The following is a 22,827-nucleotide window of genomic DNA, read 5'->3' on the forward strand; positions in this document are numbered from 1 at the left end:
GGCGCGCCAATATACCACTAACGCACTTGCAATGAAACCTATAAAACAAAAAAAGCACCAGAGGTGCTTTTTGGCTAATCAGTTTTGGTGCCGATTAGTGTTGAAACATCGCAGAGATTGACTCTTCGTTGCTGATACGGCGGATAGTTTCGGCCATCATATCTGCAAGTGTTAGTACTTTGATGTTATCAAGCGCTTTCAATTCATCAGAAAGTGGAATTGAATCAGTCACGATAACTTCATCGATAACTGAGTTGCGTAGATTTTCCGCAGCATTGCCCGAAAGTACTGGGTGGGTTGCGTAAGCGAATACGCGTTTTGCACCATGCTCTTTAAGTGCTGCTGCTGCTTTACATAAAGTACCGCCTGTATCTATCATGTCATCGACAATGATACAGTCACGACCAGCAACATCACCAATGATGTGCATAACTTGAGAAACGTTAGCCTGTGGACGACGCTTATCAATGATCGCTAGGTCTTTATCATCTAACAGTTTTGCAATCGCACGAGCACGAACCACACCACCGATATCAGGTGAAACTACTACTACATCTTCGAACTTACGCTCTTTCATGTCTTCGATTAGCACTGGGCTACCGAATACATTGTCAACAGGTACGTCGAAGAAGCCTTGGATTTGTTCTGCGTGTAGGTCAACGGTAAGAACACGGTCAACACCTACGCTTGAAAGGAAGTCTGCAACAACTTTAGCAGTAATTGGAACACGAGCAGAGCGCACACGGCGGTCTTGACGTGCGTAACCGAAATAAGGAATAACGGCTGTGATACGACCAGCAGATGCACGACGTAGCGCATCAACCATGACGATTAACTCCATTAAATTATCATTTGTAGGAGCACATGTTGATTGGATGATGAATACATCTGAACCACGAACGTTTTCGTTGATTTGAACGCTAATTTCACCGTCGCTAAAACGGCCAACAACGGCATCACCTAACTCAATAAACAAACGTTTTGCAACTTTTTGAGCTAGCTCAGGTGTTGCGTTACCAGCGAAGAGCTTCATGTCGGGCACGGTAGGGTTCCTCAGGCACTGAATTTTTTGGACTAACATGCAATGACCATGAAATAAAAAAGTCAAAACAAGCTAACTTAAACAATTTACTTCTAGTTTTGCCAAGCGCGCAATTGTCGATGACAAATTGACTCACTTGTATTTTGGGCAATAAAGCCCTGCCAAGATGAAGGTAGAGTTTCGAGCACACGCAGCGCTGCCTCACGATTTTTAAACTCCGCGAAACAACAAGCTCCAGTACCAGTCATTTTGGTTGGTGCATATTTTAGCAACCACGCGAGGGTCTTTTCAACCTCGGGGTAAAGCTTTTTGACAAGAGTTTGACAGTCGTTGCCCGTATCCGAGAGTTTCCAACCGTTTTTTAGCTTAGGCGTATTGCGCGGTAAGTCTGGGTGGGTAAAGACTAACGCGGTGCTGACATGAACGGGGGGGGCAACCACCAAATACCATTTTTTTTCGATGTCAATTGGCTCAAGTTGCTCGCCAACGCCGTGGGCTACAGCTGTTTTACCTTCAACAAAAACAGGCACATCGGCGCCTAGTTGGAGACCGAGTTTTGCAAGTTCTGGGATAGTAAGCTGACATTGCCACAGCGTATTGAGTGCCAATAAAGTTGTCGCGGCATCGGAGGAGCCACCACCAACACCTCCACCCATGGGAAGCCGTTTATTTAACTGAATATCGACACCAGCAGTTATTTTTTTATAGGGCTCAAGAATTTTGGCGGCTTTATAAATGAGGTTATCTTCAAGTGGAATACCTGCGGTGTCACCACAAATGACGATTTCCTGCTGGTTACTGGTTAGCGTAAATGCTAATTCATCACCAAAATCTAAGAAAGTAAATAAAGTTTCTAGTTCATGGTAGCCGTCTTCTCGACGGCCATTGATATGCAAAAAAAGATTTAATTTTGCCGGTGCGCTTAGCGTCAATGTCTTCATTTAAACTGCCATGAAGTGATTAATACTTTGACCTCAATATTGGTCGACGAGAGTTTCATGCGGCTAGGCAGCCACATTCCGTCTTGCATTTTATATTGTTGATAGGTGATTTGCCACACTCGGCCAGATGGGCTTTGCCACTGTGCATTGCTTATTCTGCCAAGATCATCAAGTTCACTGGCTGGTGCTTCAACTAAGCCCGTTAGCCATTGAGGGGCTTGATTGACCGGAAGAGAGAGACCACTTAAACGCTTAACCAAATCGCTACTGTCCATGCCTTTATGGACATTGTCTTCAAAGGTCAGCTCCGAATGTGTGTCTAATTCTTCTAGCTCGAATATGCGAGTGCCCACAAAACTGGTTAAAATCAGATTTTGTTTCTCTTCTTTTAAATACCAATTAAAGTTAGCTGATTGACGATTGTCTGGGGCAATAAATGCAAGTTTACCTCTCGCTTGCCAATTTTTTTGTTGTTTTAGCCTAGATTGCCAGTCTTGTGCTACGTTTTGCTGAGGTAATTGTTGCGCACAACCGGTTAAAATTAATAAAAATATGAGTAAAATCAAATGAAGTTGTCTCAAAGGCCTTTCCTTACTTTCCATATTCGATTGATTTTTGGTAAAATTGCCGGCTTTAAAGCAGGGCTCGAGCAATACTGGCATCTATGACCATCATCGCACTTGGTATCAATCACAAAACCGCGTCTGTAGAATTACGTGAAAAAGTGGCGTTTTCTCCAGAACAGCTTACAGAAGCATTGCACCAACTCCAACATTCTTCGCAGTTTAAAGAATCTGTGATTGTGTCGACCTGCAATCGAACCGAGATCTATTGTAGCCTTGAGTCTGCTGATCCCCAAGCACTACTCGGTTGGTTGTCAGATTTTCATAACATAGAGCAACGAGACTTAACAGAAAATGTCTATGTGCATATGAATCAGGATGCAGTGAACCATTTAATGCGAGTTGCCTGCGGTCTTGATTCATTGGTGTTAGGTGAGCCACAAATTCTTGGCCAAATTAAACAAGCTTTTAGTACGGCCAAACAACACCATGCAATTCAGCCAACATTTGAGCGTTTATTCCAAAAAACTTTTTCGGTGGCGAAGCAAGTGCGCACCGAAACCGATATTGGTGCAAGTGCTGTCTCAGTGGCGTATGCCGCTGTTAATTTAGCAAAGCATATTTATGGTCAATTGGATAAAACTCAGGTCTTGTTAATTGGTGCCGGTGAAACAATAGAGTTAGTTGCTAAACACTTATCGCAGCATAATCCAAAGTCAATCACAGTCGCGAACCGCACAATTGAGCGCGCACAAAACCTAGCAAAAGAAGTTGGCGGCAGTGTTATTTCACTGGCACAGTTACCAGATGCGCTACCAAGTGCAGACATTGTTATTAGTTCAACTGCGAGCACCTTACCAATTATCGGTAAAGGAGTGGTCGAGCAAGCGCTTAAAAAACGTCGCCATAAACCAATGTTATTTATTGATATCGCGGTGCCTCGCGATATCGAAAGCCAAGTGTCAGAGTTGGATGCTGCTTATCTTTATTCAGTTGATGACCTGCAGGCGATAGTCAATGAAAACTTGGCCAGTCGTGAACAGGCGGCTATTGAAGCGCAGCAGATCATCGATGTACGCACGCAAGAGTTTTCCGAGTGGCAACGTTCGCTGCATTCAGTGGATGTGATTAGACAGTATCGCCAAAGCGCGCAAGAAATTAAAAATGAGCTCGTGGACAAAGCACTAAATCAGCTACAATCGGGCAAAGAAGCAGATAAAATTATTATTGAATTAGCAAATAAGCTGAGTAATCGACTAACACACGCACCAACGCGCGCCATTCAAGAGGCTGCGAAAGAAGGCGATATAGATAAGTTAGCGCAACTCAAGCAAACATTAGGTATTGAGCAGGAATAACGTGTAAATGAAAGAGTCTGTATATCGTAAGTTAGAAACCTTAGTAGAGCGCTATGAAGAAGTTCAAGCGATGCTAAGCTCGCCTGAGGTGATTAGCGATCAGAACCGCTTTCGCGCCTTGTCAAAAGAGTTTTCAGAATTGGAAGATGTAGTTAAAGCGTTTACAGCCTACCAACAGGCTCAGGAAGACGTCGCAACTGCTGAAGAAATGCTAAAAGACTCAGATCCAGACATGCGTGAAATGGCACAGGAAGAGTATAAAGAAGCAAAAGCTGCCATTGCTGCGCTTGAAGATGACCTTCAAGTATTGATGTTACCCAAAGATCCAAAAGACAATAACAACGTATTCTTGGAAGTGCGTGCGGGAACAGGTGGTGATGAAGCCGCGATTTTCGCTGGCGATTTATTCCGTATGTATAGCCGCTATGCAGAAACGCAAAAGTGGCGCGTTGAAATCGTGAGCGCTAACGAAGGCGAGCACGGTGGCTATAAAGAAGTTATCGCTAACATTAGTGGCGACGGTGTTTATGGCAAACTTAAGTTTGAATCTGGTGCTCACCGTGTACAACGTGTGCCTGAAACGGAATCTCAAGGCCGTGTTCACACCTCTGCATGTACGGTTGCCGTGATGGCAGAGATCCCAGAGGCAGAAGCAATTGAAATTAATCCATCTGACCTAAAAGTGGATACTTTCCGTGCTTCGGGCGCAGGTGGTCAGCACGTAAACAAAACCGATTCTGCTATTCGTATCACTCACTTGCCGACAGGCGTTGTGGTTGAATGTCAGGACGAACGTTCACAACATAAAAATAGAGCGAAAGCGCTGTCTGTACTAAGTGCGCGCTTACAGCAAGCAGAAGATGAAAAACGTGCAGCAGCAGAAGCTTCTGAACGTCGTAATCTAGTAGGTAGCGGTGACCGCTCTGAGCGTATTCGTACTTACAACTTCCCGCAGGGCCGTATTACCGATCACCGTATCAACTTGACGCTATATCGCCTTAATGAAGTGATCTCCGGTGAGTTGGGTGCTGTTATCGATCCGCTGGTTATTGAATATCAGGCTGATCTACTGGCAGCTATGAGCGAAAGCGATTAATGCCAACACTTAACATTGCCCAAGCCGTTGCTTGGGCAACCTCTGAACTGTTACCACACTCCGAGTCAGCAAAGCTCGATAGCGAAGTGCTATTACTCCATGTTATCGATAAAAACCGCACTTATCTCTTTACTTGGCCCGAAGCAGAGCTTTCTGCACTAGAGCAGCAGCAATTCGAAGAATGTATCGCACGCCGTGTTACGGGAGAGCCCGTGGCACACATCACAGGTCAAAGGGAATTCTGGAGCCTGCCTTTAAAAGTCAACAACAGCACACTTATTCCAAGACCTGATACTGAAACACTGGTTGAGCATGTTTTAACACTCAATATGCCAAATGACGCTCAGGTGCTAGACTTAGGCACAGGTACTGGCGCGATTGCACTGGCGCTGGCGAGTGAATATCCGGCTTGGCAAATCACCGCAGTAGATGCTTCAGCAGACGCCGTGGCGCTTGCAAAGTCTAATCAATCTCAGTTGGGCTTTAGAAACGTTTCGATTTTGCAAAGTGATTGGTTTAGCGCAGTTGCAGAGCAACAGTTTGATTTGATTGTGAGTAATCCACCTTATATTGATGAAGCCGATCATCACTTATCACAAGGGGATGTGAGATTTGAGCCGCTCAGTGCGCTGGTCGCGGATGACCATGGCTATGCGGATATTTTTCATATCATCAGGACGGCTAAGCAACATCTGAACTCGGGGGGATATTTGCTGCTTGAACATGGCTTTGAGCAAGCAGATAAGATCCAACAGTTTTTTGCAGAAATGGCGTATATTAATATACTTACAATAAAAGATATGGCAGGGTGTGATAGAGTGACGTTGGCAATGTTGCCGTAAAGTCACGAACTCACACGAAAGTTAGGCGCTTCAATAGGATCCGCAATATGGATGATTTTTTGTTTTCAGACGAACCCGCTGACGTAGTTGAACCTGAAAAAGTAGGCACTTGGAAGGTTATTATTGTCGATGATGAGCCCGAAGTGCATGCAGTGACAAAGTTAGCACTGAGTGACTTTGAGTTTCAAAAAAAGCGTCTGGAATTTATTAGCGCTTATTCGGGGGAAGAAGCAAAGAAAATCGTCGATGCCAACCCCGATGCTGCGGTGGTTTTGCTGGATGTTGTCATGGAAACCGACGATGCTGGCTTGCAGGTCGCAAAATACATTCGTGAAACCGCCAAAAACAATCATATCCGTATCATTTTAAGAACTGGTCAGCCGGGCCAAGCGCCTGAGCGCCAAGTTATCGTGAACTACGATATCAACGACTATAAGTCAAAAACAGAACTCACCGCGCAAAAGCTCTTTACTGTCGTCATGTCGAGTTTACGTTCATATCGTGACATTCTCGCCATCGATCAATCAAGACAAGGGCTTGAGAAAATCATTAAAGCCTCTCGCGATATTTTTGCTACTCACTCAATTGAGAGTTTTATTGAGGGCGTGCTACAGCAACTTACTTCGCTGATAGGCACGGTCGACCAAGCTATGTATGCAACGTCACTTGCGGCGGGTAAAGAAGCTGGCCAAACGAACGATCAACTGGTTGTATTTGCAGGGCGTGGAGAGTTTGAAAGTAGTGAAGGTAAGCCGATTTCTGAAGTGCTTAGCAGCGATCAAATGGATGCCTGCTTAAAAGCACTACAAGATAAAGATATTGTATATAAAGACAATTACCTATTTGCCTATTGCTCCAGTGACTATAACCACGCCTCAATGCTATTTGTGTCTGGTATTCCTGAATTCTTAACCGAAACTCAGCGTCATTTAATTGATATTTTTGCCCAGAATATGCAATTGGCGTACGAAAATGTACAGCTACAAGCCGAGATTGAAGATACCCAGCAAGAACTGGTGATCCGTTTAAGTGAAGCGCTTGAGCTTCATTCCACCAATACCGGCAATCATGTTAAGCGCGTTGCATATCTTTGTCATACGCTTGCCAAAGAAATGGGTCTTTCTGATAAAGAAGCTGAGCTGGTGAAAATGGCGTCACCACTGCACGACGTGGGTAAAGTTGGTATTCCTGACGCGATTTTAAATAAGCCTAGCAAGCTGGATGACGAAGAGTGGAAAGTCATGCAAACCCATACAGACAAAGGCTTTGACTTGTTAAAAGACTCTCGCCGTGAGATTGTCAGTGCGGGCGCACTAATCGCTCGTGACCACCATGAAAAATGGGATGGCAGCGGTTATCCGAAAGGTAAAAAAGGCGATGAAATACACCTTTATGGTCGCATCGTAGCGCTAGCTGATGTGTATGATGCGTTACGCCATAAACGTTGCTACAAAGAGGCATGGAGCCAAGAAGAAGCGCAAAAAGAGATTACTGCGCAAAAGGGAAAACACTTTGATCCCAAACTCGTGGATGTATTCAACCGTTGTATTAATGAGTTAGAATTGATCCTACAACGTTTCCCTGATTAGAGAATAATATGGATTACATGGCGTTAAAACATACGCACTTACTATTTGTGGTATTGAGCATAGTGCTTTTTTACACTCGCGCGTTTTCGCGTTTGGGTTCAGGTAAATTAGCAACAAACAAAGGCGTGTTTATTACCAGCCACAGCGTAGACACTTTGTTGTTAGTTACAGCGGTCATTTTGGCGGTAACGGCGGGGCTCAATCCTGCACAACAACCTTGGCTACTACAAAAAATCGTATTGGTGTTTGGTTATATCGCATTGGGCTTTGTAATTGCAAAAGCAAGTGTTAAAAAGACCAAATATTTGGCGCTAGGCGCTGCAACATTGGTACTAATGGCCATCGCGCATCTCGCCGTAAGCAAGCAAGGCTTCTTTGCTTAACCATTTCAATTGGCGCTTGGTTTATCACCGAGCGCTTCAATATCTCCATAATAAGTAAACATTTTTACTATTTCAGCGAACGATAGATTGGTATTACTAAATTTCCCCCCTTGGGAATATGACAAAAAGTGGTAAACTAGTCGTTCTAAATGAAAGCAATTCAAGAGAAACCGAATTCTATGAAGAATGATATCTGGTTAGATGAGAATGACTTATCTCTCGATGACAATTCAGATGCATTTTCCTATCCGCCGTTGATCCGCTGTATCAAGGCTGAGCAAAGTTGGGATGCACAAGCTGACACCAATGAAACTTTGTGTCAGTTAGCAGAGCTTGAATTTGCCGTGGATGAAATTCGCCATAAGCATACAAACAATCATAAATGTTTGGATGAAATCTTAGACGCTTTTTATACCTTGTGGCTATTCAGTGGTAGCAGTCAAAAGGTGCCTGAATATAAGCTCAATAGCGTTTGTTACGCACTTTCTATGCGCAGTGGTACCAATACCGCACTGGGTCTTGTTTTAGTGCATCTGCTTGAACGAGCGAAATTAGAGGCCAGTCTTGCCCTAAGCCAAGGAGAGATTGTCGTACACGTCGCTTTTAGCGAAGAAGAAGGTTACGTCATTGAGCCAAGCTCAGGCCATCAGAGCTGGTACATAATTCCAGAAAACGAAAACAACCAAGACAAAGAGCAAGAAAAAGACCAAGAGCCGATGGAGCTTATTTTTAACGAAGAGTCGTTAAAGCTTTATTTGTCTCAGCAAAAATGGGCGTTTATTGCGGCTGAAAAGTTTGGTCACGCGCTAAGTTGCGTCGAGCAATTGATGGATATCTTAGGCGATGATCCTTACGAACGTCGTGATAGAGGCTATCTACTCAACCAATTAAATTGTCCGAAGATGGCAAAAGACGACTTACAATTTTTTGTTGATGAATGTCCGGACGACCCAACCATTGAAGTGATCCAGCATCAGATCAAAGAGTTGGCCGATCATAATAATATTTTGCATTAAAAATAGTTATATAGAAAATAATAACAGCGAGGATTTATGGAGCAAAGCGCTGCGCTCGTTACCAATAACGCGGTAATTATGGGCCTATTGGCCGTTATTCTGGGATTTGTTTTTTACACATCGAGTCAAAAAAGCGGAGTTTGGGCAAAGTTTTACAAGTACGTGCCAGCGCTGTTGATGTGTTATTTCTTACCATCTTTGTTAAATACCTTTGGTATCGTTGATGGCAACAATAATGATGTTTACACGGTAGCAAAGTATTATCTGTTACCCGCTTGTTTGGTGTTATTGACACTGAGTATTGACCTAAAATCGATAGCGGCCTTGGGTAAAAAAGCGATTATCATGTTCCTAACGGGAACGGTCGGTGTGGTGATTGGTGGCCCAATTGCGCTTTTACTTACTGCTACCTGTATGCCTGAGCTACTTGGTGTAACAGGCCCAGAAGCCGTATGGCGTGGTATGGCCGCGCTTGCAGGAAGCTGGATTGGTGGCGGTGCCAATATGGTGGCGATGAAAGAGATTTACGGCGCGGGCGGAGAAATCTTCACCATCATGGTAACGGTTGATATTGTTGTCGCAAACTTGTGGATGGCGTGCTTGCTCTATATGGCGGCGCGCAATAAAGAAATTGATGCGCGAACAGGGGCGGATACTTCTTCAATCAACCGCCTAATTGACAAAGTACAAGCATTTGAAGCTGAGCACGCAAGAAAACCCGAGCTCAAAGATTTGATGATCCTAGTTGGTTTTGCTTTTGGTGCAACGGGGTTTGCGCATTTTGCTGCAGACTTACTGGTGCCATTTTTTAGTAGTAATTACCCAGAGCTGAAGAAGTTTTCTCTTCATAGCAAACTATTTTGGATCATTGTTCTCGTTACGACCATAGGTCTGGCACTCTCGTTTACCAAAGCACGTCAATATGAAGCGGTTGGCGCGTCAAAAATTGGCTCAAGCTTTTTATATATTTTAGTAGCAACCATTGGTCTACACATGGATATCACCAAAATTGTTGAGGCACCTAAATACGTCGTTATTGGTGTTATTTGGATGGCCGTGCATGTTGGTTTGTTATTTATCGTTGCTAAATTAATTAAAGCACCTGTGTTTTATGTTGCCGTTGGCAGTAAGGCAAACATTGGTGGTGCGGCATCTGCGCCGGTGGTGGCCTCGGCGTTCCACCCAGCCCTTGCTCCGGTCGGTGTGTTACTGGCGGTGCTTGGTTATGCCCTTGGTACTTATATGGCTTGGTTATGCGGACAATTGCTTCGTGTAATAGGCAGCTAAAGGATAAAAAATGAATACAGATATTATTAACGTTGCGGGACGAGAAGTCGCAAACGATAAGCCGTTTGTACTGTTCGGTGGAATGAATGTGCTTGAATCTCGTGATTTAGCAATGCAAATCGCAGAGCATTACGTTGAGGTCACAAGTAAACTTGGGATCCCATACGTATTTAAAGCGTCATTTGATAAGGCTAATCGCTCGTCAATTAATTCTTACCGTGGCCCTGGCATGGAAGAAGGCTTAAAGATTTTTGAAGAAATCAAAAAGACCTTTAATGTACCGGTTATCACCGATGTGCATGAGCCATTCCAAGCAAAACCCGTTGCGGAAGTTGCTGATGTGATCCAGTTACCTGCGTTTCTTGCCCGTCAAACTGACTTGGTTGTCGCTATGGCAGAAACTGGCGCGGTGATCAACGTGAAAAAACCACAGTTTTTAGCGCCACATGAAATGCGTCATATCATTAAGAAAATCAATGAAGCGGGCAATGACAAAGTTATCCTCTGTGAACGCGGCAGCAGCTTTGGTTATAACAACTTGATCGTAGATATGCTGGGCATGGATGACATGAAGCGTATGGCTCCTGTTATTTTTGATGCGACACATGCGCTACAGCGTCCAGGTGGTCGTAGCGACTCTGCCGATGGCCGCCGTGCTCAGGCTGCTGAGCTTGCTCGTAGCGGTATGGCACTTGGGTTAGCTGGACTCTTTATTGAAGCGCATCCGAATCCAAATGAAGCTAAGTGTGATGGTCCTTGTGCATTGCCATTGGCTAAACTTGAAGGCTACCTACAGCAGATGAAAGCGGTAGATGAACTAGTTAAGAGTTTTGCGCCACTGGACACCAGCGCAGCTGATTTATAATCTATACCCAAGCGACCTCATAATTAGATGTTGTTTGGGGATTTTACTTGCCCGCGGTTAGCGGGTTTTTTATAGGCATGAATGAATGTCACGACGAGTTCCACCATTAAATGCATTAAAAGCCTTTGAGGCGGCGGCACGACACCTGAGCTTTACCAAAGCAGCAGAGGAGTTGTACGTCACTCAAGCTGCGGTTAGTCATCAAATTAAAATCTTAGAAGAACATCTAGGTTTAAAACTGTTTTTGCGAAAAAATCGCTCCTTACTGTTAACTGAGGAAGGGCAGGGCTATTACCTCGATATTAAAGATATTTTTTCACAATTAATCGATGCGACTGAAAAGCTCCTAGCACGAGGCGCAAAAGGGTCGCTAACGGTGAGTTTGACGCCAAGCTTTGCAATTCAATGGTTGGTACCAAGGCTGAGTAACTTTAATGAGTTGCACCCTGAAATCGACGTACGGATCAAAGCCCAAGATCACGACGACAACTCGTTAACGGATGACGTTGATGTCGCGATTTACTACGGTCGTGGTAATTGGAATGGGGTGCAAACCCATAAGCTACATACTGAGTATTTAGTGCCGTTATGTAGTCCATTTTTATTAACCGGCCCAAAACCGTTAAATCAGCCAAGCGACCTAGCGCAACATACTTTACTCCATGACACCACGCGTCGCGCTTGGAAGGCATGGATGAAAACCGCTGGGGTCAGAAATGTGGCGGTAAATACCGGGCCTATCTTCAGTCACTCTTCTATGGTGTTACAGGCAGCAATTCACGGCCAAGGTGTGGCGCTGGGAAATAGCGTACTGGCAAGACCGGATATAGATGCAGGGCGACTGGTTATTCCGTTTAGTCACCACCTCGAAAGTAAAAATGCCTATTATTTGGTATTTAGAGAGTCGCAGTCAGAGCTGGGTAAAATAGTTTCATTCAAAGAATGGATGCTCGGTATGGTAGAACACGAACAAGAGTTAAATAGTTTATGAGCGCAGTAAATATTGAATGGCACTATGCTGAAAATCCAGTTGCACAGTTTATTTTTGCCCATGGTGCAGGTGCTGGAAGCGATAGCGATTTTATGCAAGAAATGGCTAAATTGCTTGCTTCTAAGGGCGTTCAAGTTGGGCTCTTTGATTTTGAATATATGCAGCAAGCCAAACAAGAAGGGAAAAAACGCCCACCAGAGCGTGCCCCTAAGCTGCTCGCGTATTTTCAACAAGTACTGGCAGCAGTAGAACCAAGTCTACCGCTCTTCATTGGTGGTAAGTCAATGGGCGGGCGTATGGCATCTATGCTGGCCTGTGAAACCACTGTAAAGGTGGAAGGAGTACTTGCGTTTGGCTACCCATTCCACCCGCCTAGTAAGCCGGAAAAGCTCAGAGTGGACCATTTTCCTGAGCTGAAATGCCCGCTGCTCATTTTACAAGGCGAACGTGATACCTTTGGCAACCGCACAGAGGTTGATGCCATGTGCTTTCCAGAGCAAGTCATGGTGAAATGGCTCAAAGATGGCGACCATTCACTCAAGCCACGTAAGGTGAGTGGTGTAAGCGAGTCAGAGAGCCGCGCGAATGCTGCCGTGATTGCGGCGAATTTTATTAAGGAGCGCTGTCATGGCTAAGCTCTACTTGATTATTGGCAGTGTGTTTTGTTTATTGTCTGTGGCTCTAGGCGCGTTTGCCGCTCACGGTCTCAAAGGACGTTTGAGCGACTATGCCATTGGTATTTTTAATACGGCGGCACAGTACCAAATGACTCACGGCCTTGCCATTATTGCCACCGCGTTTTTAATCAAATGGGGCCTCAAGGTACAAGTTGCTGGTGGCCTGTTTATTGCTGGTGTACTGCTATTTAGTGGTAGTTTGTACTTACTTGCCTTAACGGGTATGAAATGGCTAGGGCCTATCACTCCAATTGGTGGTACCTGTTTTTTAATTGCTTGGATTTTATTGATAGTTCAAGCTGCTAAATCTTCCTTTTAATCTAGAGAATCTAATGTCGAGTATCGTTATCTATTGTCGCGGTGGTTTTGAAAGTGACGCCGCAGCCGAAATTAATCATTATGCTGCAAAGCATGGAATTGCTGGCTACGTAAAAGCTAAGCCGAATACTGCTTTTGTAACATTTGAGTGTTTTTCGCCAAATGATGCTGAGACCTTAGCGAAAAAAATCGACTTTAAGAAACTGGTGTTTGCAAGGCAGTGGTTTGTTGGCTCTTTACATACCCATATGCCGATTGAAGACAGAGTGAGCGTGATAAAAGCGGCTGTGGAAGATTTTCCTTTGTGTGGTGAGCTGCGCGTTGAAACGCCAGATACTAATGAAGGAAAGGAACTTTCTAAATTCTGCAAAAAGTTTTCAACGCCTTTGTCTAAGGCGCTCGAGAAGCAAAACAAGCTGACTCGTGAGGTAAAACCTGCCAAGCCTGTATTACATGTATTGTTCCTTGCCAATAACACCGCTTATGTTGGTTATTCGTTTAGTGATAACAATTCGCCATTCTTTATGGGGATCCCGCGTCTGAGAATGCCGTCCGACGCACCAAGTCGCTCGACGCTAAAATTAGACGAGGCATTCCATGTCTTTGTGCCTAAAGATCAGCAAGAAACACGTGTGCGTGCGGGGATGCGAGCCGTTGATTTAGGTGCTTGTCCTGGGGGGTGGACATACCAACTCGTACGCCGTGGCATGTTCGTCGCCTCAATCGATAATGGCCCGATGAATGATGACCTGATGGAAACGGGACAAGTGAAGCACTATCGTGAAGATGGATTCAAATATCGCCCAGAAAAACGCAATATTGATTGGCTGGTGTGTGATATGGTCGAAAAGCCAACGCGTGTTGCAGATTTAATGGTGGACTGGGTGGTGAATGCGTTCGCTCGAGAACTGATCTTTAACTTAAAGCTACCGATGAAAAAACGCTTCGATAGCGTGTATGAATGTCTTACGCTTATCCATGAAGAGCTGCAAAAGTACAATGTGGATTACGAGATCCAAGCAAAACACCTATATCATGACCGTGAGGAAGTCACAGTACATATTAATGTGCTTAAAGTACCGCAAAATTTGTATAGCTGATTTGTGGGAGCGATTTTACATCGCGATATTTTTCATCAAGCTCGCCGCATAAAGCGGCTCCCACACGGGTGTTAGCTTATTTGTAGGAGCGATTTCACATCGCGATCTTTTTCATCACGCTAGCCGCATAAAGCGGCTCTCACACGGGTGTTAGCTGATTTGTAGGAGCGATTTTACATCGCGATCTTTTTCATCAATCTCGCCGCGTAAAGCGGCTCCCACACCTATGTTACCTTATTTGTAGGAGCGATTTCACATCGCGATATTTTTCATCAGGCTCGCCACGTAAAGCGGCTCCCACACCGATGTCAGCTTATTTGTAGGAGCGATTTTACATCGCGATATTTTTCATCAAGCTCGCCGCGTAAAGCAGCTCCCACACGGGTGTTAGCTTAGTTGTAGGAGCGATTTCACATCGCGATATTTTTCATCAAGCTCGCCGCGTAAAGCGGCTCCCACACGGGTATTATCTTATTTGTAGGAGCGATTTCACATCGCGATATTTTTCATCAAGCTCGCCGCATAAAGCGGCTCCCACACCTATGTTACCTTATTTGTAGGAGCGATTTTACATCGCGAGCTTTTTCATCAAACTCGCCGCATAAAGCGGCTCTCACACGGGTGTTAGCTTATTGGTAGGAGCGATTTTACATCGCGATATTTTTCACCAACCTCGCCGCATAAAGCGGCTCCCACATCGATGTTACCTTATTTGTAGGAGCGATTTTACATCGCGATCTTTTTCATAAAGCTCGCCGCGTAAAGCGCCTCCCACACGGGGGTTAGCTTATTTGTAGGAGCGATTTCACATCGCGATCTTTTTGTCTTAATCAATCAGTCTTAATAACTCGTTACGCGGTTGATTTCTGTAAGCGATGTCACCCCTGCGGCGGCTTTTTTCAGGCCAGATTTACGTAAGTTATCAAAACCTAACTGCTCTGCTTTTTCGGCAATCTCAAGAGAATTGCCCCCTTCCATGATCAGGTGCGAAAGCTCTGGCGTGATTTTTACCACCTCATAAATACCCACACGGCCTTTGTAACCGTCGGTACAGTTTTCACAGCCTTTAGGCGCGAAAAGGGTAATCTCTTTAATTTGCTCGGCAGTAAAGCCTTGCCCTAACAAGGCTTCTTCCGGCAGCGTTTCAGGTGTTTTACACTTAGGACAAAGACGTCTTGCGAGACGCTGGGCAATAATCAAACTCACCGAGCTTGCTACGTTGTACGCTGGCACGCCCATGTTTAAAAGACGGGTGAGTGTTTCAGGCGCAGAGTTGGTGTGCAGCGTACTCAGTACTAAGTGCCCAGTTTGGGCGGCTTTTATTGAGATCTCAGCGGTTTCAAGGTCACGGATCTCACCAACCATCACCACATCAGGATCCTGACGCAAAAATGCTCTCAAGGCATTGGCGAAGGTCATATCCGCTTTGGTATTGATTTGTACTTGGTTAATACCCTCAAGGTTTATTTCGACAGGGTCTTCCGCTGTGCTGATATTGCGCTCTGGCTGATTAAGAATATTCAGGCCAGTGTAAAGTGACACGGTTTTACCGGAACCCGTTGGGCCGGTTACCAAAATCATGCCTTGAGGCTGCTCTAGTGCGTCGAGGTAAAGCTGCTTTTGCTCAGGTTCATAACCTAGCACGTCAATGCCGAGCATGGCGCTGGACGAATCTAGAATACGCATTACGATTTTCTCGCCCCACATGGTAGGCAGCGTACTCACACGAAAGTCGATACTTTTGCGCTCGGAAATCTTTAATTTAATACGGCCATCTTGCGGTTTGCGTTTTTCTGCTATGTCTAAGTGTGCCATCACTTTGATACGGGCGGCGAGGCGAGTCGCTAGTGTGTTTGGTGGACTTGCCATCTCATGCAGCAGGCCATCGATACGAAAACGCACGCGGTATTTTTTTTCGTAGGGCTCAAAGTGCAGATCCGACGCGCCTTTTTTTATCGCGTCCATTAAGATTTTATTGATATAAACGATGATTGGCGCATCGTCTTTATCTTCGTTGGTGTTTTGCTGTTTAGGCTCGTCATCAACTTCTAAGTCGGCAAATTCTTTAAATTCTTCTTCAGAGATCGAGAGACCGCCCGTTGCATCAAACAGCTGCTCAATCTTTGCTTCGAGCTTTTTGTAGTCGGCGACTAAGACTTCACACTGTAATCCAGTACTAAACTCAAAGTTTTCAAATGCGCCAAAATCAGTAGGATCGGAAGCCGCTACATAGAGTTTTCTACCTTTTTGTACCAGCGGTAAAATATGGTGCTTACGGATCAGTTTTTCTTTGACTAGCGCCGGTGGAATTTCACTAACGTTAAAGTGATCAAGATTAAAAAAGGGCACTTTGAATAAGTCTAGGCATTCTTCAGCTAGCTCTTTGGAGCTCATTCCTGAACTTAGGCAAATCAACTCGGCGGTGGTGTTTGCTTCTGACTGGCGAGACTTTATTTGCTCAGCAGTAACTCGCCCTAAGGTAATAAATTTACGCAGTAGCGGGGAATGATGTTCCATAGTACCTCTTTGCCTTCACATTGAATGCATATTCAATATTTATCATTAAGTTGGAAAAATGCCAAGTTATCACTGTGAGTGTAGATTAAGTTTTACAGCCAAGTCTAGCCTAATTATTTAGTCTTACTTTCACTTTTGCTAGATTGATAAACTCACTGTGTAATCTATCTGCCTCTTGCAGGCTTTCAAGTAGCGGTCGGTCGTTGTCTAGTATGTAGTCCGCTTTTGCTTGTTTATCTGAGCGCGGTAACTGCGACTCGATAATACGGTTTACTTGCGCTGCATCTACCGAATCACGGCTGGTTGTTCTTGCGATTTGCGTATCAACCGCGACATCAACAAGTAAAGTGGCGTCGCAGTAGCGCTCTAAGCCATTTTCGAACAGCAGGGGCGCCGCTAAAACCACGTAATCGCTTTGCGCTGCGTTTAACTGCGTGAGTATTTCATTACGGATAAGTGGGTGAAGTAGCTCATTAAGCCACTGTTTTTTGTCGGCATCAGCAAAAATAATGGCTCTTAACTTGGCCCTGTCTAAGTTGCCGTCAGGCTGTAAAATGGCACTGCCAAACTCATCAGCAATTGCTTGCAGGCCAGCGCTGCCAAGCGCGACTACTTCTCGTGCGACGATATCGGCGTCAACAATCTCTATCCCTTTTTGCTGCAAGTGGTTAGTGATGGCCGTTTTACCCGCACCAATACCGCCCGTCACCCCTAAAATCCAATTATTCGTTTTTAGCATTGTCTTACTTTACATTATTAAGTTTACGTACCACAGCTGCAGCTGCTCGCCGTACATTAAGGTGATCCAGCCTGCGATGGCTAAGTAAGGGCCAAATGGGATTGGGGTGGCTTTATCTCTGCCTTGAACACTTAATTGGAGGCTACCAATAATTGCCCCGACCAGGCTTGAAAGTAGCACTATGGTTAGAATTGCTTGCCAGCCCATCAATGCCCCAAAGATGGCTAGCAGTTTAAAGTCGCCATAGCCCATGCCTTCTTTACCTGTAAGTAATTTAAAGAGCCAATACACACTCCATAAACTCAAATAACCTATGGCCGCACCAATGATGGCATCATTGGGCTTGATGCCAACACCAAAACAACTGGCAACCAGTACTAACCATAAGGTTGGTAGCGTTAACTGATCGGGCAGCAACATTTCGTCGATATCGATAACCGTAAGTGCGACTAATACCCAAGTAATCAAAATATATAGAGTGGCTTCTAAAGTGGCACCAAAATACCACGCAACCCATATGGAGAGTAGGGCGGTTGTTAGCTCTACCAAAGGATAGCGTACAGAGATTGACGCGTCGCAGTGGTTGCATTTGCCTTTTAATAATAGCCAGCTGATCAGTGGAATGTTTTGCCACGCTTTAATCGGCGTTTTACAGCTCGGGCATTGAGAATTTGGTTTAATTAAATTAAATACGGGTGCTTCAGTGGTTTGTTTAGGTAGCTCATCGGCAAGCAACACGCGACATTCTGATTGCCAGCTCTGCTTCATCATTTTAGGTAAGCGAAGAATAACCACATTGAGAAAGCTACCGATGCAAAGGCTAACGAGTCCTACGGTGAGTAACCAATACCATAACTGGGTTTGCATCAAGTTGATAATATCTTGCATAAGTTGGGCGCTTGCTTATATTTTTTGTTTAAATTACCGAGGCATACTCGGTATAGGTTTTTGCAGTTTACCACACAGCACTATTGAGAGGCACAGCACTGCACCTCTAAATAGTGTAATTTTGTGAACAAAATTAAATAACTGAACCTAGTTGGAATATCGGTAAGTACATGGCAATAATCAGGCCACCGATCAGTACGCCGAGTACCACCATAATGAGTGGTTCTAATAGGCTAGAAAGGCCATCCACCGCATCATCGACTTCTTGTTCGTAGATGTTAGCAACCTTTGCTAACATACCATCTAAAGAGCCTGATTCTTCACCAATAGACACCATTTGCACCACCATATCTGGGAAGACTTTGGTGTTATGCATTGCCCAGTGCATTTGATTACCCGAGTTAACCTCTGCTTTAATCTCTTTAATTGCATTTTTGTAGATAATATTGCCTGATGCACCTGCAGCAGAATCGAGTGCATCACCAAGTGGAACACCTGCGGCAAAGGTGGTCGAAAGGGTACGAGCATAACGTGCTACTGCGGCTTTTTTAAGGATCTCGCCAATCACTGGAATACGTAAAACCATACGATCGTTAAAATGCTTTACCGCAGCACTGCGAATAAGCATTTCTTTATAGGTATAACCAAAAAGGCCAATACCAAGCACAAATACCCACCAGTATTCCTGCATAAATTCGGAAATCGCGATAACCATTAGGGTAAAGGCAGGGAGTTCAGCACCAAAACCAGCAAAAATATCTTGAAATTGAGGTACAACAAATATCAATAATATTGAAGTAACAATTAGCGCGACAACAATCACAGCAATTGGATAAAAAAGTGCTTTTTTGATTTTAGATTTAAGCGCTTCTGTTTTTTCTTTATAGAGTGCGATGCGGTCAAATATGGTATCAAGTGCACCAGACTGCTCCCCTGAATGGACAAGATCACAATAGAGTTCATCAAAATATCTTGGATAAGCTCTTAGGGATTTAGCAAAGGGCTGGCCTGCTTTGACTTCACCACAAATATGACTGATCAATTTTGATAGGCTTTTGTTTTTTATGCCTCGTGCTAGCATTTCTAACGTTTGCACTAAAGATACACCCGCCATTAACATTGTTGCGATTTGGCGAGTTGTGGTAGCTATATCAGCTGAACTGATTTTTTGAGAGCCCGCAAAATTAAATAAAGGTTTGGGTTTTCTCTTAACTTTGGAGGGAGTGATACCTTGTTTTCGTAACTGTGCTTTTACCAAGGCTACACTTTGACCTGTTAGCTCACCCTCTAATTTCTTGCCTCTATTATTTACACCAGTCCAAATATAAGTGTTTAATTCGTCCAGTTTAGTCAAGGTATTCTCTATCGTTTGAAAGTGTACCAGCCAATAAATAATCATCATTGGCTGGTGTTTTAAATTAGCAAAGTTGAGTTGTACTACAGTTATCTGCCCAAGTAACTCTTCCGTTGGCGTAGGTTGCTTTCAGCACATAGGTATCTGTTGCGACTATCCCACCTGTAGCAACTGGAGTAACTGTTATCTCTCCTTTGGCTTCGTCCCACTTTACTGATGTAACATAGCCTTGTGGAGTGGTATTATCAGCTGGAACGCTATTCGTACCTTGCTTGCAATTAGTTAAACCACCTTCAACCTGTGCACAAATTTCCACGGCTGTTTTTACAGCATTTGATGCCATAACAACTTCAGTGTATTTTGCCTTATCTGAATATTGTTGATAAGCAGGCAAAGCTACTGCGGCTAGAATACCGATGATTGCTACTACAATCATTAGTTCGATTAGGGTAAAACCACCCTGTTGTTTTTGAGTCATGATGTGTCTCCTAAATTTTAAGTGACTTAACCGTACAATGTTTAAGTTAAGCGTTTATTAAAACCTTTGCAATAATTACCAATCCATCGAATCAACAAACTGGTGTGCTCAAATTGACTTAACGGTGACCTAGAAGATGTAACAAGTTCATCATTCAAAAATCTTAAAAGCTAAACCCGTTAAGTTTGTGACCGTTCCCTAATCAACTAGAAGTGTAGCACCGATTTAGTTTCAGCGATCACAATTAACATTTACTTTAATAGTAAACGCTGAGCTCAGCAATTGAATTTTAATAATAAATTATTGATTCTCTTGCGGTAGCTCAAGCTTTCCTAATATCGGTTCAAAAAACGAACGGAATTAATCGTTACTGAACATTAAGATCTTGTTACACTCTAGTTCTTTTGTCGTATTTAACGGGTTTTAAGTAGGTTTGTCAACGAAATAGAAAACTTTCTCTATTACGGAGGGTTACAGAATGAGTGCAACATTATTTGCTGGTACAAAGTGGTATTCTTTTTAAAAATGAAAAATCCGATATCTTAAGGAGCGGAAAAATCAACTGAGGTGAGTGATTTACTGGTTACTTGATAGCACTATAAAAAAAGAAAGGGCCCGGCAATCAGCCCTATCAGAGCGCTTTTTTAAATTTAGCGAAAGTTATTCGAAGCGCATCGACAGGTCGATGCTTTGTACATGTTTGGTCAGTGCGCCGCTTGAAATAAAATCAACACCGGCTTGTGCGTAAGTCGTCAAAATTTCAATGGTCATATTACCAGAGACTTCCAGCTTGGCTTTGCCTTGCGTGATTTCAACCGCTTGTTGAATTTCACTTACACTGAAGTTGTCCAGCATAATAATATCGCTGCCAGCATCTAAGGCTTGTTGTAATTCGCCTAGGTTTTCTACTTCAACTTCCACCGGTTTGTCTGGGTGGTTATTACGTGCAGTCGCAACGGCTTTGGCGATACTGCCACAGGCGGCAATGTGGTTTTCTTTAATAAGATACGCGTCGAAGAGGCCAATTCTATGATTTTTACCACCGCCACATTTAACGGCGTATTTTTGTAGTGCTCTTAATCCAGGGATGGTTTTACGTGTATCTAGCAGTTTAGTTTGCGTACCACTTAAAACCTCAACATATTTTGCTGTGGTGGTTGCCGTGCCCGATAGCGTTTGTACAAAATTAAGCGCCGTGCGCTCTGCGGTCAGAATCGCTCTGGCTGAGCCGCTTGCGGTAAACAAGCGAGTGTTGGCGGCAACAAAGTCGCCGTCGTTCACAAGTACGTTGACGCTAACACTTGGGTCGACCTGCTGAAAAACTTCTTCGATTAACGCCTTGCCAACGAATACACAATCTTCCCTTGTGATCACATAGGCATTTGCGTGCTGCGTCTCTGGGATAAGGGCTGCGGTAATATCACCTTCGTTTGGTGTTTGATAATTAAGGTCTTCGTCTAGCGCCTGCTTTACCATTTGGCTGATAAGGTTTTGGTCAATCATAGGTTGTCTTTTCATTTTTTCTGCAATGGCCGAATTTTACGCGCGTTTGCCTAGGAGTACAATTGATGGAGAAAAATTCACGATATTTGGCGGGGTGGCTTTTATTTCGCGGGGTAAACCCGCTGCTACGGTTAGGTGTTGTTTGCTGTGACTTGATATCGAGCCCTTGTGTGTTTTCGTAGCAGCGACTTTATGTCGCGACAGAGTATTTGAAATACAAAGCTTTGTTTGTAAAGAATGAGTTGATGGCCAAAACGGAGGTCGCGGGGTAAACCCGCTGCTACGTGTATGTGTTGCTTGTTGTGGTTTGCTGTTGAGCCCTTGTGTGTTTTCGTAGCAGCGACTTTATGTCGCGATAGAATATTTGAAATACAAAGCTTTGTTTGTAGAGAGTGAGTTGACGGCTAAAACGAAGGTCGCGGGGTAAACCCGCTGCTACGTGTATGTATTGCTTGCTGTGACTTTATGTCGAAACCAATGTGTATTTTTGTAGCAGCGACTTTATGTCGCGACAGAGTATTTGAAATACAAAGCCGTGTTTGTAAAGAATGAGTTGATGGCCAAAACGGAGGTCGCGGGGTAAACCCGCTGCTACGTGTACATATTGCTTGCTGTGACTTTATGTCGAAACCAATGTGTGTTTTCGTAGCAGCGACTTTATGTCGCGACAGAGTATTTGAAATACAAAGCCGTGTTTGTAAAGAATGAGTTGGCGGTTAAAACGGAGGTCGCGGGGTAAACCCGCTGCTACGATTATGCATTGCTTGCTGTGACTTTATGTCGAAACCCTTGTGTATTTTTGTAGCAGCGACTTTATGTCGCGACAGAGTATTTGAAATACAAAGCCGTGTTTGTAAAGAATGAGTTGACGGGTAAAACGGAGGTCGCGGGGTAAACCCGCTGCTACGATTATGCATTGCTTGCTGTGACTTTATGTCGAAACCAATGTGTATTTTCGTAGCAGCGACTTTATGTCGCGATAGAATATTTGAAATACAAAGCTTTGTTTGTAGAGAGTGAGTTGACGGCTAAAACGGAGGTCGCGGGGTAAACCCGCTGCTACGTGTATGTGTTGCTTGTTGTGGTTTGCTGTTGAGCCCTTGTGTGTTTTCGTAGCAGCGACTTTATGTCGCGACAGAGTATTTGAAATACAAAGCCGTGTTTGTAAAGAATGAGTTGATGGCCAAAACGGAGGTCGCGGGGTAAACCCGCTGCTACGATTATGTATTGCTTGCTGTGACTTTATGTCGAAACCCTTGTGTGTTTTCGTAGCAGCGACT

Annotated in this window: 21 protein-coding genes; 12 read left to right on the plus strand and 9 right to left on the minus strand. The window is 44.2% G+C overall.

Translation table 11 applies throughout. The annotated features are described in order from the left end of the window. Window positions 1-94 precede the first annotated feature (94 nt). From L3V43_RS14195 to lolB, 3 genes are all read right to left on the minus strand, one after another. On the minus strand, window positions 95-1,042 hold the full coding sequence (locus L3V43_RS14195) for a ribose-phosphate pyrophosphokinase (RefSeq protein WP_010370444.1): 948 nt from the start codon (window positions 1,040-1,042) through the stop codon (window positions 95-97). Between the two features lie 92 nt (window positions 1,043-1,134). After that, window positions 1,135-1,983 carry a 4-(cytidine 5'-diphospho)-2-C-methyl-D-erythritol kinase gene (gene ispE / locus L3V43_RS14200; protein ID WP_237116783.1) on the minus strand — a complete coding sequence of 283 codons (849 nt, stop codon included), beginning with the start codon at window positions 1,981-1,983 and terminating at the stop codon, window positions 1,135-1,137. Continuing rightward, window positions 1,980-2,564 (minus strand): lipoprotein insertase outer membrane protein LolB, encoded by a 585-nt coding sequence (gene lolB / locus L3V43_RS14205; protein ID WP_158299104.1) that lies wholly within the window; start codon window positions 2,562-2,564, stop codon window positions 1,980-1,982. Before lolB ends, ispE begins: the two co-directional genes overlap by 4 nt. Window positions 2,565-2,647: 83 nt before the next feature. Here lolB and hemA point away from each other — a divergent pair, with 83 nt between their 5' ends. The 12 genes from hemA (at window position 2,648) to rlmM (ending at window position 14,068) form a co-directional block, all read left to right on the plus strand. Further along, on the plus strand, window positions 2,648-3,904 hold the full coding sequence (hemA, locus tag L3V43_RS14210; RefSeq protein WP_010370453.1) for a glutamyl-tRNA reductase: 1,257 nt from the start codon (window positions 2,648-2,650) through the stop codon (window positions 3,902-3,904). A 7-nt stretch (window positions 3,905-3,911) separates the two neighbouring features. Continuing rightward, a complete protein-coding gene (prfA, locus tag L3V43_RS14215) occupies window positions 3,912-5,000 on the plus strand; it encodes a peptide chain release factor 1 (protein WP_010607352.1) in 1,089 nt (362 codons plus the stop codon). Next, entirely contained in the window at window positions 5,000-5,842 is an 843-nt protein-coding gene (gene prmC, locus L3V43_RS14220; protein WP_237116784.1) for a peptide chain release factor N(5)-glutamine methyltransferase, read from the plus strand. Before prfA ends, prmC begins: the two co-directional genes overlap by 1 nt. A 47-nt stretch (window positions 5,843-5,889) precedes the next feature. Next, window positions 5,890-7,431: a response regulator gene (locus L3V43_RS14225; RefSeq protein WP_010607350.1), complete on the plus strand. Its 1,542-nt coding sequence runs from the start codon at window positions 5,890-5,892 to the stop codon at window positions 7,429-7,431. A gap of 8 nt (window positions 7,432-7,439) precedes the next feature. Next, window positions 7,440-7,814: a SirB2 family protein gene (locus tag L3V43_RS14230; RefSeq protein ID WP_029215915.1), complete on the plus strand. Its 375-nt coding sequence runs from the start codon at window positions 7,440-7,442 to the stop codon at window positions 7,812-7,814. Window positions 7,815-7,963: 149 nt separating this feature from the next. Beyond that, window positions 7,964-8,830, plus strand: a complete 867-nt coding sequence (locus tag L3V43_RS14235; protein ID WP_017217935.1) for a tetratricopeptide repeat protein — start codon at window positions 7,964-7,966, stop codon at window positions 8,828-8,830. A gap of 36 nt (window positions 8,831-8,866) precedes the next feature. Then, complete coding sequence (locus L3V43_RS14240; RefSeq protein ID WP_237116785.1) at window positions 8,867-10,117, plus strand: DUF819 family protein; 1,251 nt, start codon at window positions 8,867-8,869, stop codon at window positions 10,115-10,117. A 10-nt stretch (window positions 10,118-10,127) separates the two neighbouring features. After that, the gene (gene kdsA / locus L3V43_RS14245; protein WP_010370475.1) at window positions 10,128-10,982 is read left to right on the plus strand and encodes a 3-deoxy-8-phosphooctulonate synthase; all 855 of its coding nucleotides are present in this window, start codon (window positions 10,128-10,130) and stop codon (window positions 10,980-10,982) included. Window positions 10,983-11,067: 85 nt separating this feature from the next. Beyond that, window positions 11,068-11,973, plus strand: a complete 906-nt coding sequence (locus tag L3V43_RS14250) for a transcriptional regulator GcvA (RefSeq protein ID WP_088531408.1) — start codon at window positions 11,068-11,070, stop codon at window positions 11,971-11,973. Continuing rightward, a complete protein-coding gene (locus L3V43_RS14255; protein WP_237116786.1) occupies window positions 11,970-12,608 on the plus strand; it encodes an alpha/beta family hydrolase in 639 nt (212 codons plus the stop codon). The genes L3V43_RS14250 and L3V43_RS14255 overlap by 4 nt, the downstream gene beginning before the upstream one ends. Then, entirely contained in the window at window positions 12,601-12,969 is a 369-nt protein-coding gene (locus L3V43_RS14260; protein WP_102056260.1) for a DUF423 domain-containing protein, read from the plus strand. The genes L3V43_RS14255 and L3V43_RS14260 overlap by 8 nt, the downstream gene beginning before the upstream one ends. 13 nt (window positions 12,970-12,982) lie before the next feature. Continuing rightward, window positions 12,983-14,068 carry a 23S rRNA (cytidine(2498)-2'-O)-methyltransferase RlmM gene (gene rlmM / locus L3V43_RS14265; protein ID WP_237116787.1) on the plus strand — a complete coding sequence of 362 codons (1,086 nt, stop codon included), beginning with the start codon at window positions 12,983-12,985 and terminating at the stop codon, window positions 14,066-14,068. Window positions 14,069-14,908: 840 nt separating this feature from the next. Here the strand turns inward: rlmM and pilB are convergent. From pilB to nadC, 6 genes are all read right to left on the minus strand, one after another. Then, on the minus strand, window positions 14,909-16,585 hold the full coding sequence (gene pilB, locus L3V43_RS14270) for a type IV-A pilus assembly ATPase PilB (RefSeq protein WP_237116788.1): 1,677 nt from the start codon (window positions 16,583-16,585) through the stop codon (window positions 14,909-14,911). Between the two features lie 109 nt (window positions 16,586-16,694). After that, window positions 16,695-17,324 carry a dephospho-CoA kinase gene (coaE, locus tag L3V43_RS14275; protein ID WP_102056262.1) on the minus strand — a complete coding sequence of 210 codons (630 nt, stop codon included), beginning with the start codon at window positions 17,322-17,324 and terminating at the stop codon, window positions 16,695-16,697. A 9-nt stretch (window positions 17,325-17,333) separates the two neighbouring features. Beyond that, complete coding sequence (locus tag L3V43_RS14280; protein WP_237116789.1) at window positions 17,334-18,212, minus strand: A24 family peptidase; 879 nt, start codon at window positions 18,210-18,212, stop codon at window positions 17,334-17,336. Window positions 18,213-18,345: 133 nt separating this feature from the next. Further along, window positions 18,346-19,611, minus strand: a complete 1,266-nt coding sequence (locus L3V43_RS14285; RefSeq protein ID WP_237116858.1) for a type II secretion system F family protein — start codon at window positions 19,609-19,611, stop codon at window positions 18,346-18,348. A 19-nt stretch (window positions 19,612-19,630) separates the two neighbouring features. Further along, window positions 19,631-20,044, minus strand: a complete 414-nt coding sequence (locus L3V43_RS14290; RefSeq protein ID WP_237116790.1) for a prepilin-type N-terminal cleavage/methylation domain-containing protein — start codon at window positions 20,042-20,044, stop codon at window positions 19,631-19,633. Between the two features lie 660 nt (window positions 20,045-20,704). Next, complete coding sequence (gene nadC, locus L3V43_RS14295; RefSeq protein WP_237116859.1) at window positions 20,705-21,547, minus strand: carboxylating nicotinate-nucleotide diphosphorylase; 843 nt, start codon at window positions 21,545-21,547, stop codon at window positions 20,705-20,707. Window positions 21,548-22,827 lie beyond the last annotated feature (1,280 nt).

Source organism: Pseudoalteromonas sp. L23 (assembly GCF_021728455.1).
In the GTDB taxonomy this organism is placed as follows: domain Bacteria; phylum Pseudomonadota; class Gammaproteobacteria; order Enterobacterales; family Alteromonadaceae; genus Pseudoalteromonas.

Bases quoted from the DNA above. Each gene is read 5' to 3' on its own strand.
- ispE (WP_237116783.1), bottom strand. From the start codon at position 1,983: ATGAAGACATTGACGCTAAGCGCACCGGCAAAATTAAATCTTTTTTTG.
- hemA (WP_010370453.1), top strand. From the start codon at position 2,648: ATGACCATCATCGCACTTGGTATCAATCACAAAACCGCGTCTGTAGAA.
- prfA (WP_010607352.1), top strand. From the start codon at position 3,912: ATGAAAGAGTCTGTATATCGTAAGTTAGAAACCTTAGTAGAGCGCTAT.
- prmC (WP_237116784.1), top strand. From the start codon at position 5,000: ATGCCAACACTTAACATTGCCCAAGCCGTTGCTTGGGCAACCTCTGAA.
- L3V43_RS14225 (WP_010607350.1), top strand. From the start codon at position 5,890: ATGGATGATTTTTTGTTTTCAGACGAACCCGCTGACGTAGTTGAACCT.
- L3V43_RS14230 (WP_029215915.1), top strand. From the start codon at position 7,440: ATGGATTACATGGCGTTAAAACATACGCACTTACTATTTGTGGTATTG.
- L3V43_RS14235 (WP_017217935.1), top strand. From the start codon at position 7,964: ATGAAAGCAATTCAAGAGAAACCGAATTCTATGAAGAATGATATCTGG.
- L3V43_RS14240 (WP_237116785.1), top strand. From the start codon at position 8,867: ATGGAGCAAAGCGCTGCGCTCGTTACCAATAACGCGGTAATTATGGGC.
- kdsA (WP_010370475.1), top strand. From the start codon at position 10,128: ATGAATACAGATATTATTAACGTTGCGGGACGAGAAGTCGCAAACGAT.
- L3V43_RS14250 (WP_088531408.1), top strand. From the start codon at position 11,068: ATGTCACGACGAGTTCCACCATTAAATGCATTAAAAGCCTTTGAGGCG.
- L3V43_RS14255 (WP_237116786.1), top strand. From the start codon at position 11,970: ATGAGCGCAGTAAATATTGAATGGCACTATGCTGAAAATCCAGTTGCA.
- L3V43_RS14260 (WP_102056260.1), top strand. From the start codon at position 12,601: ATGGCTAAGCTCTACTTGATTATTGGCAGTGTGTTTTGTTTATTGTCT.
- rlmM (WP_237116787.1), top strand. From the start codon at position 12,983: ATGTCGAGTATCGTTATCTATTGTCGCGGTGGTTTTGAAAGTGACGCC.
- pilB (WP_237116788.1), bottom strand. From the start codon at position 16,585: ATGGAACATCATTCCCCGCTACTGCGTAAATTTATTACCTTAGGGCGA.
- coaE (WP_102056262.1), bottom strand. From the start codon at position 17,324: ATGCTAAAAACGAATAATTGGATTTTAGGGGTGACGGGCGGTATTGGT.
- L3V43_RS14280 (WP_237116789.1), bottom strand. From the start codon at position 18,212: ATGCAAGATATTATCAACTTGATGCAAACCCAGTTATGGTATTGGTTA.
- L3V43_RS14285 (WP_237116858.1), bottom strand. From the start codon at position 19,611: ATGATTATTTATTGGCTGGTACACTTTCAAACGATAGAGAATACCTTG.
- L3V43_RS14290 (WP_237116790.1), bottom strand. From the start codon at position 20,044: ATGACTCAAAAACAACAGGGTGGTTTTACCCTAATCGAACTAATGATT.
- nadC (WP_237116859.1), bottom strand. From the start codon at position 21,547: ATGATTGACCAAAACCTTATCAGCCAAATGGTAAAGCAGGCGCTAGAC.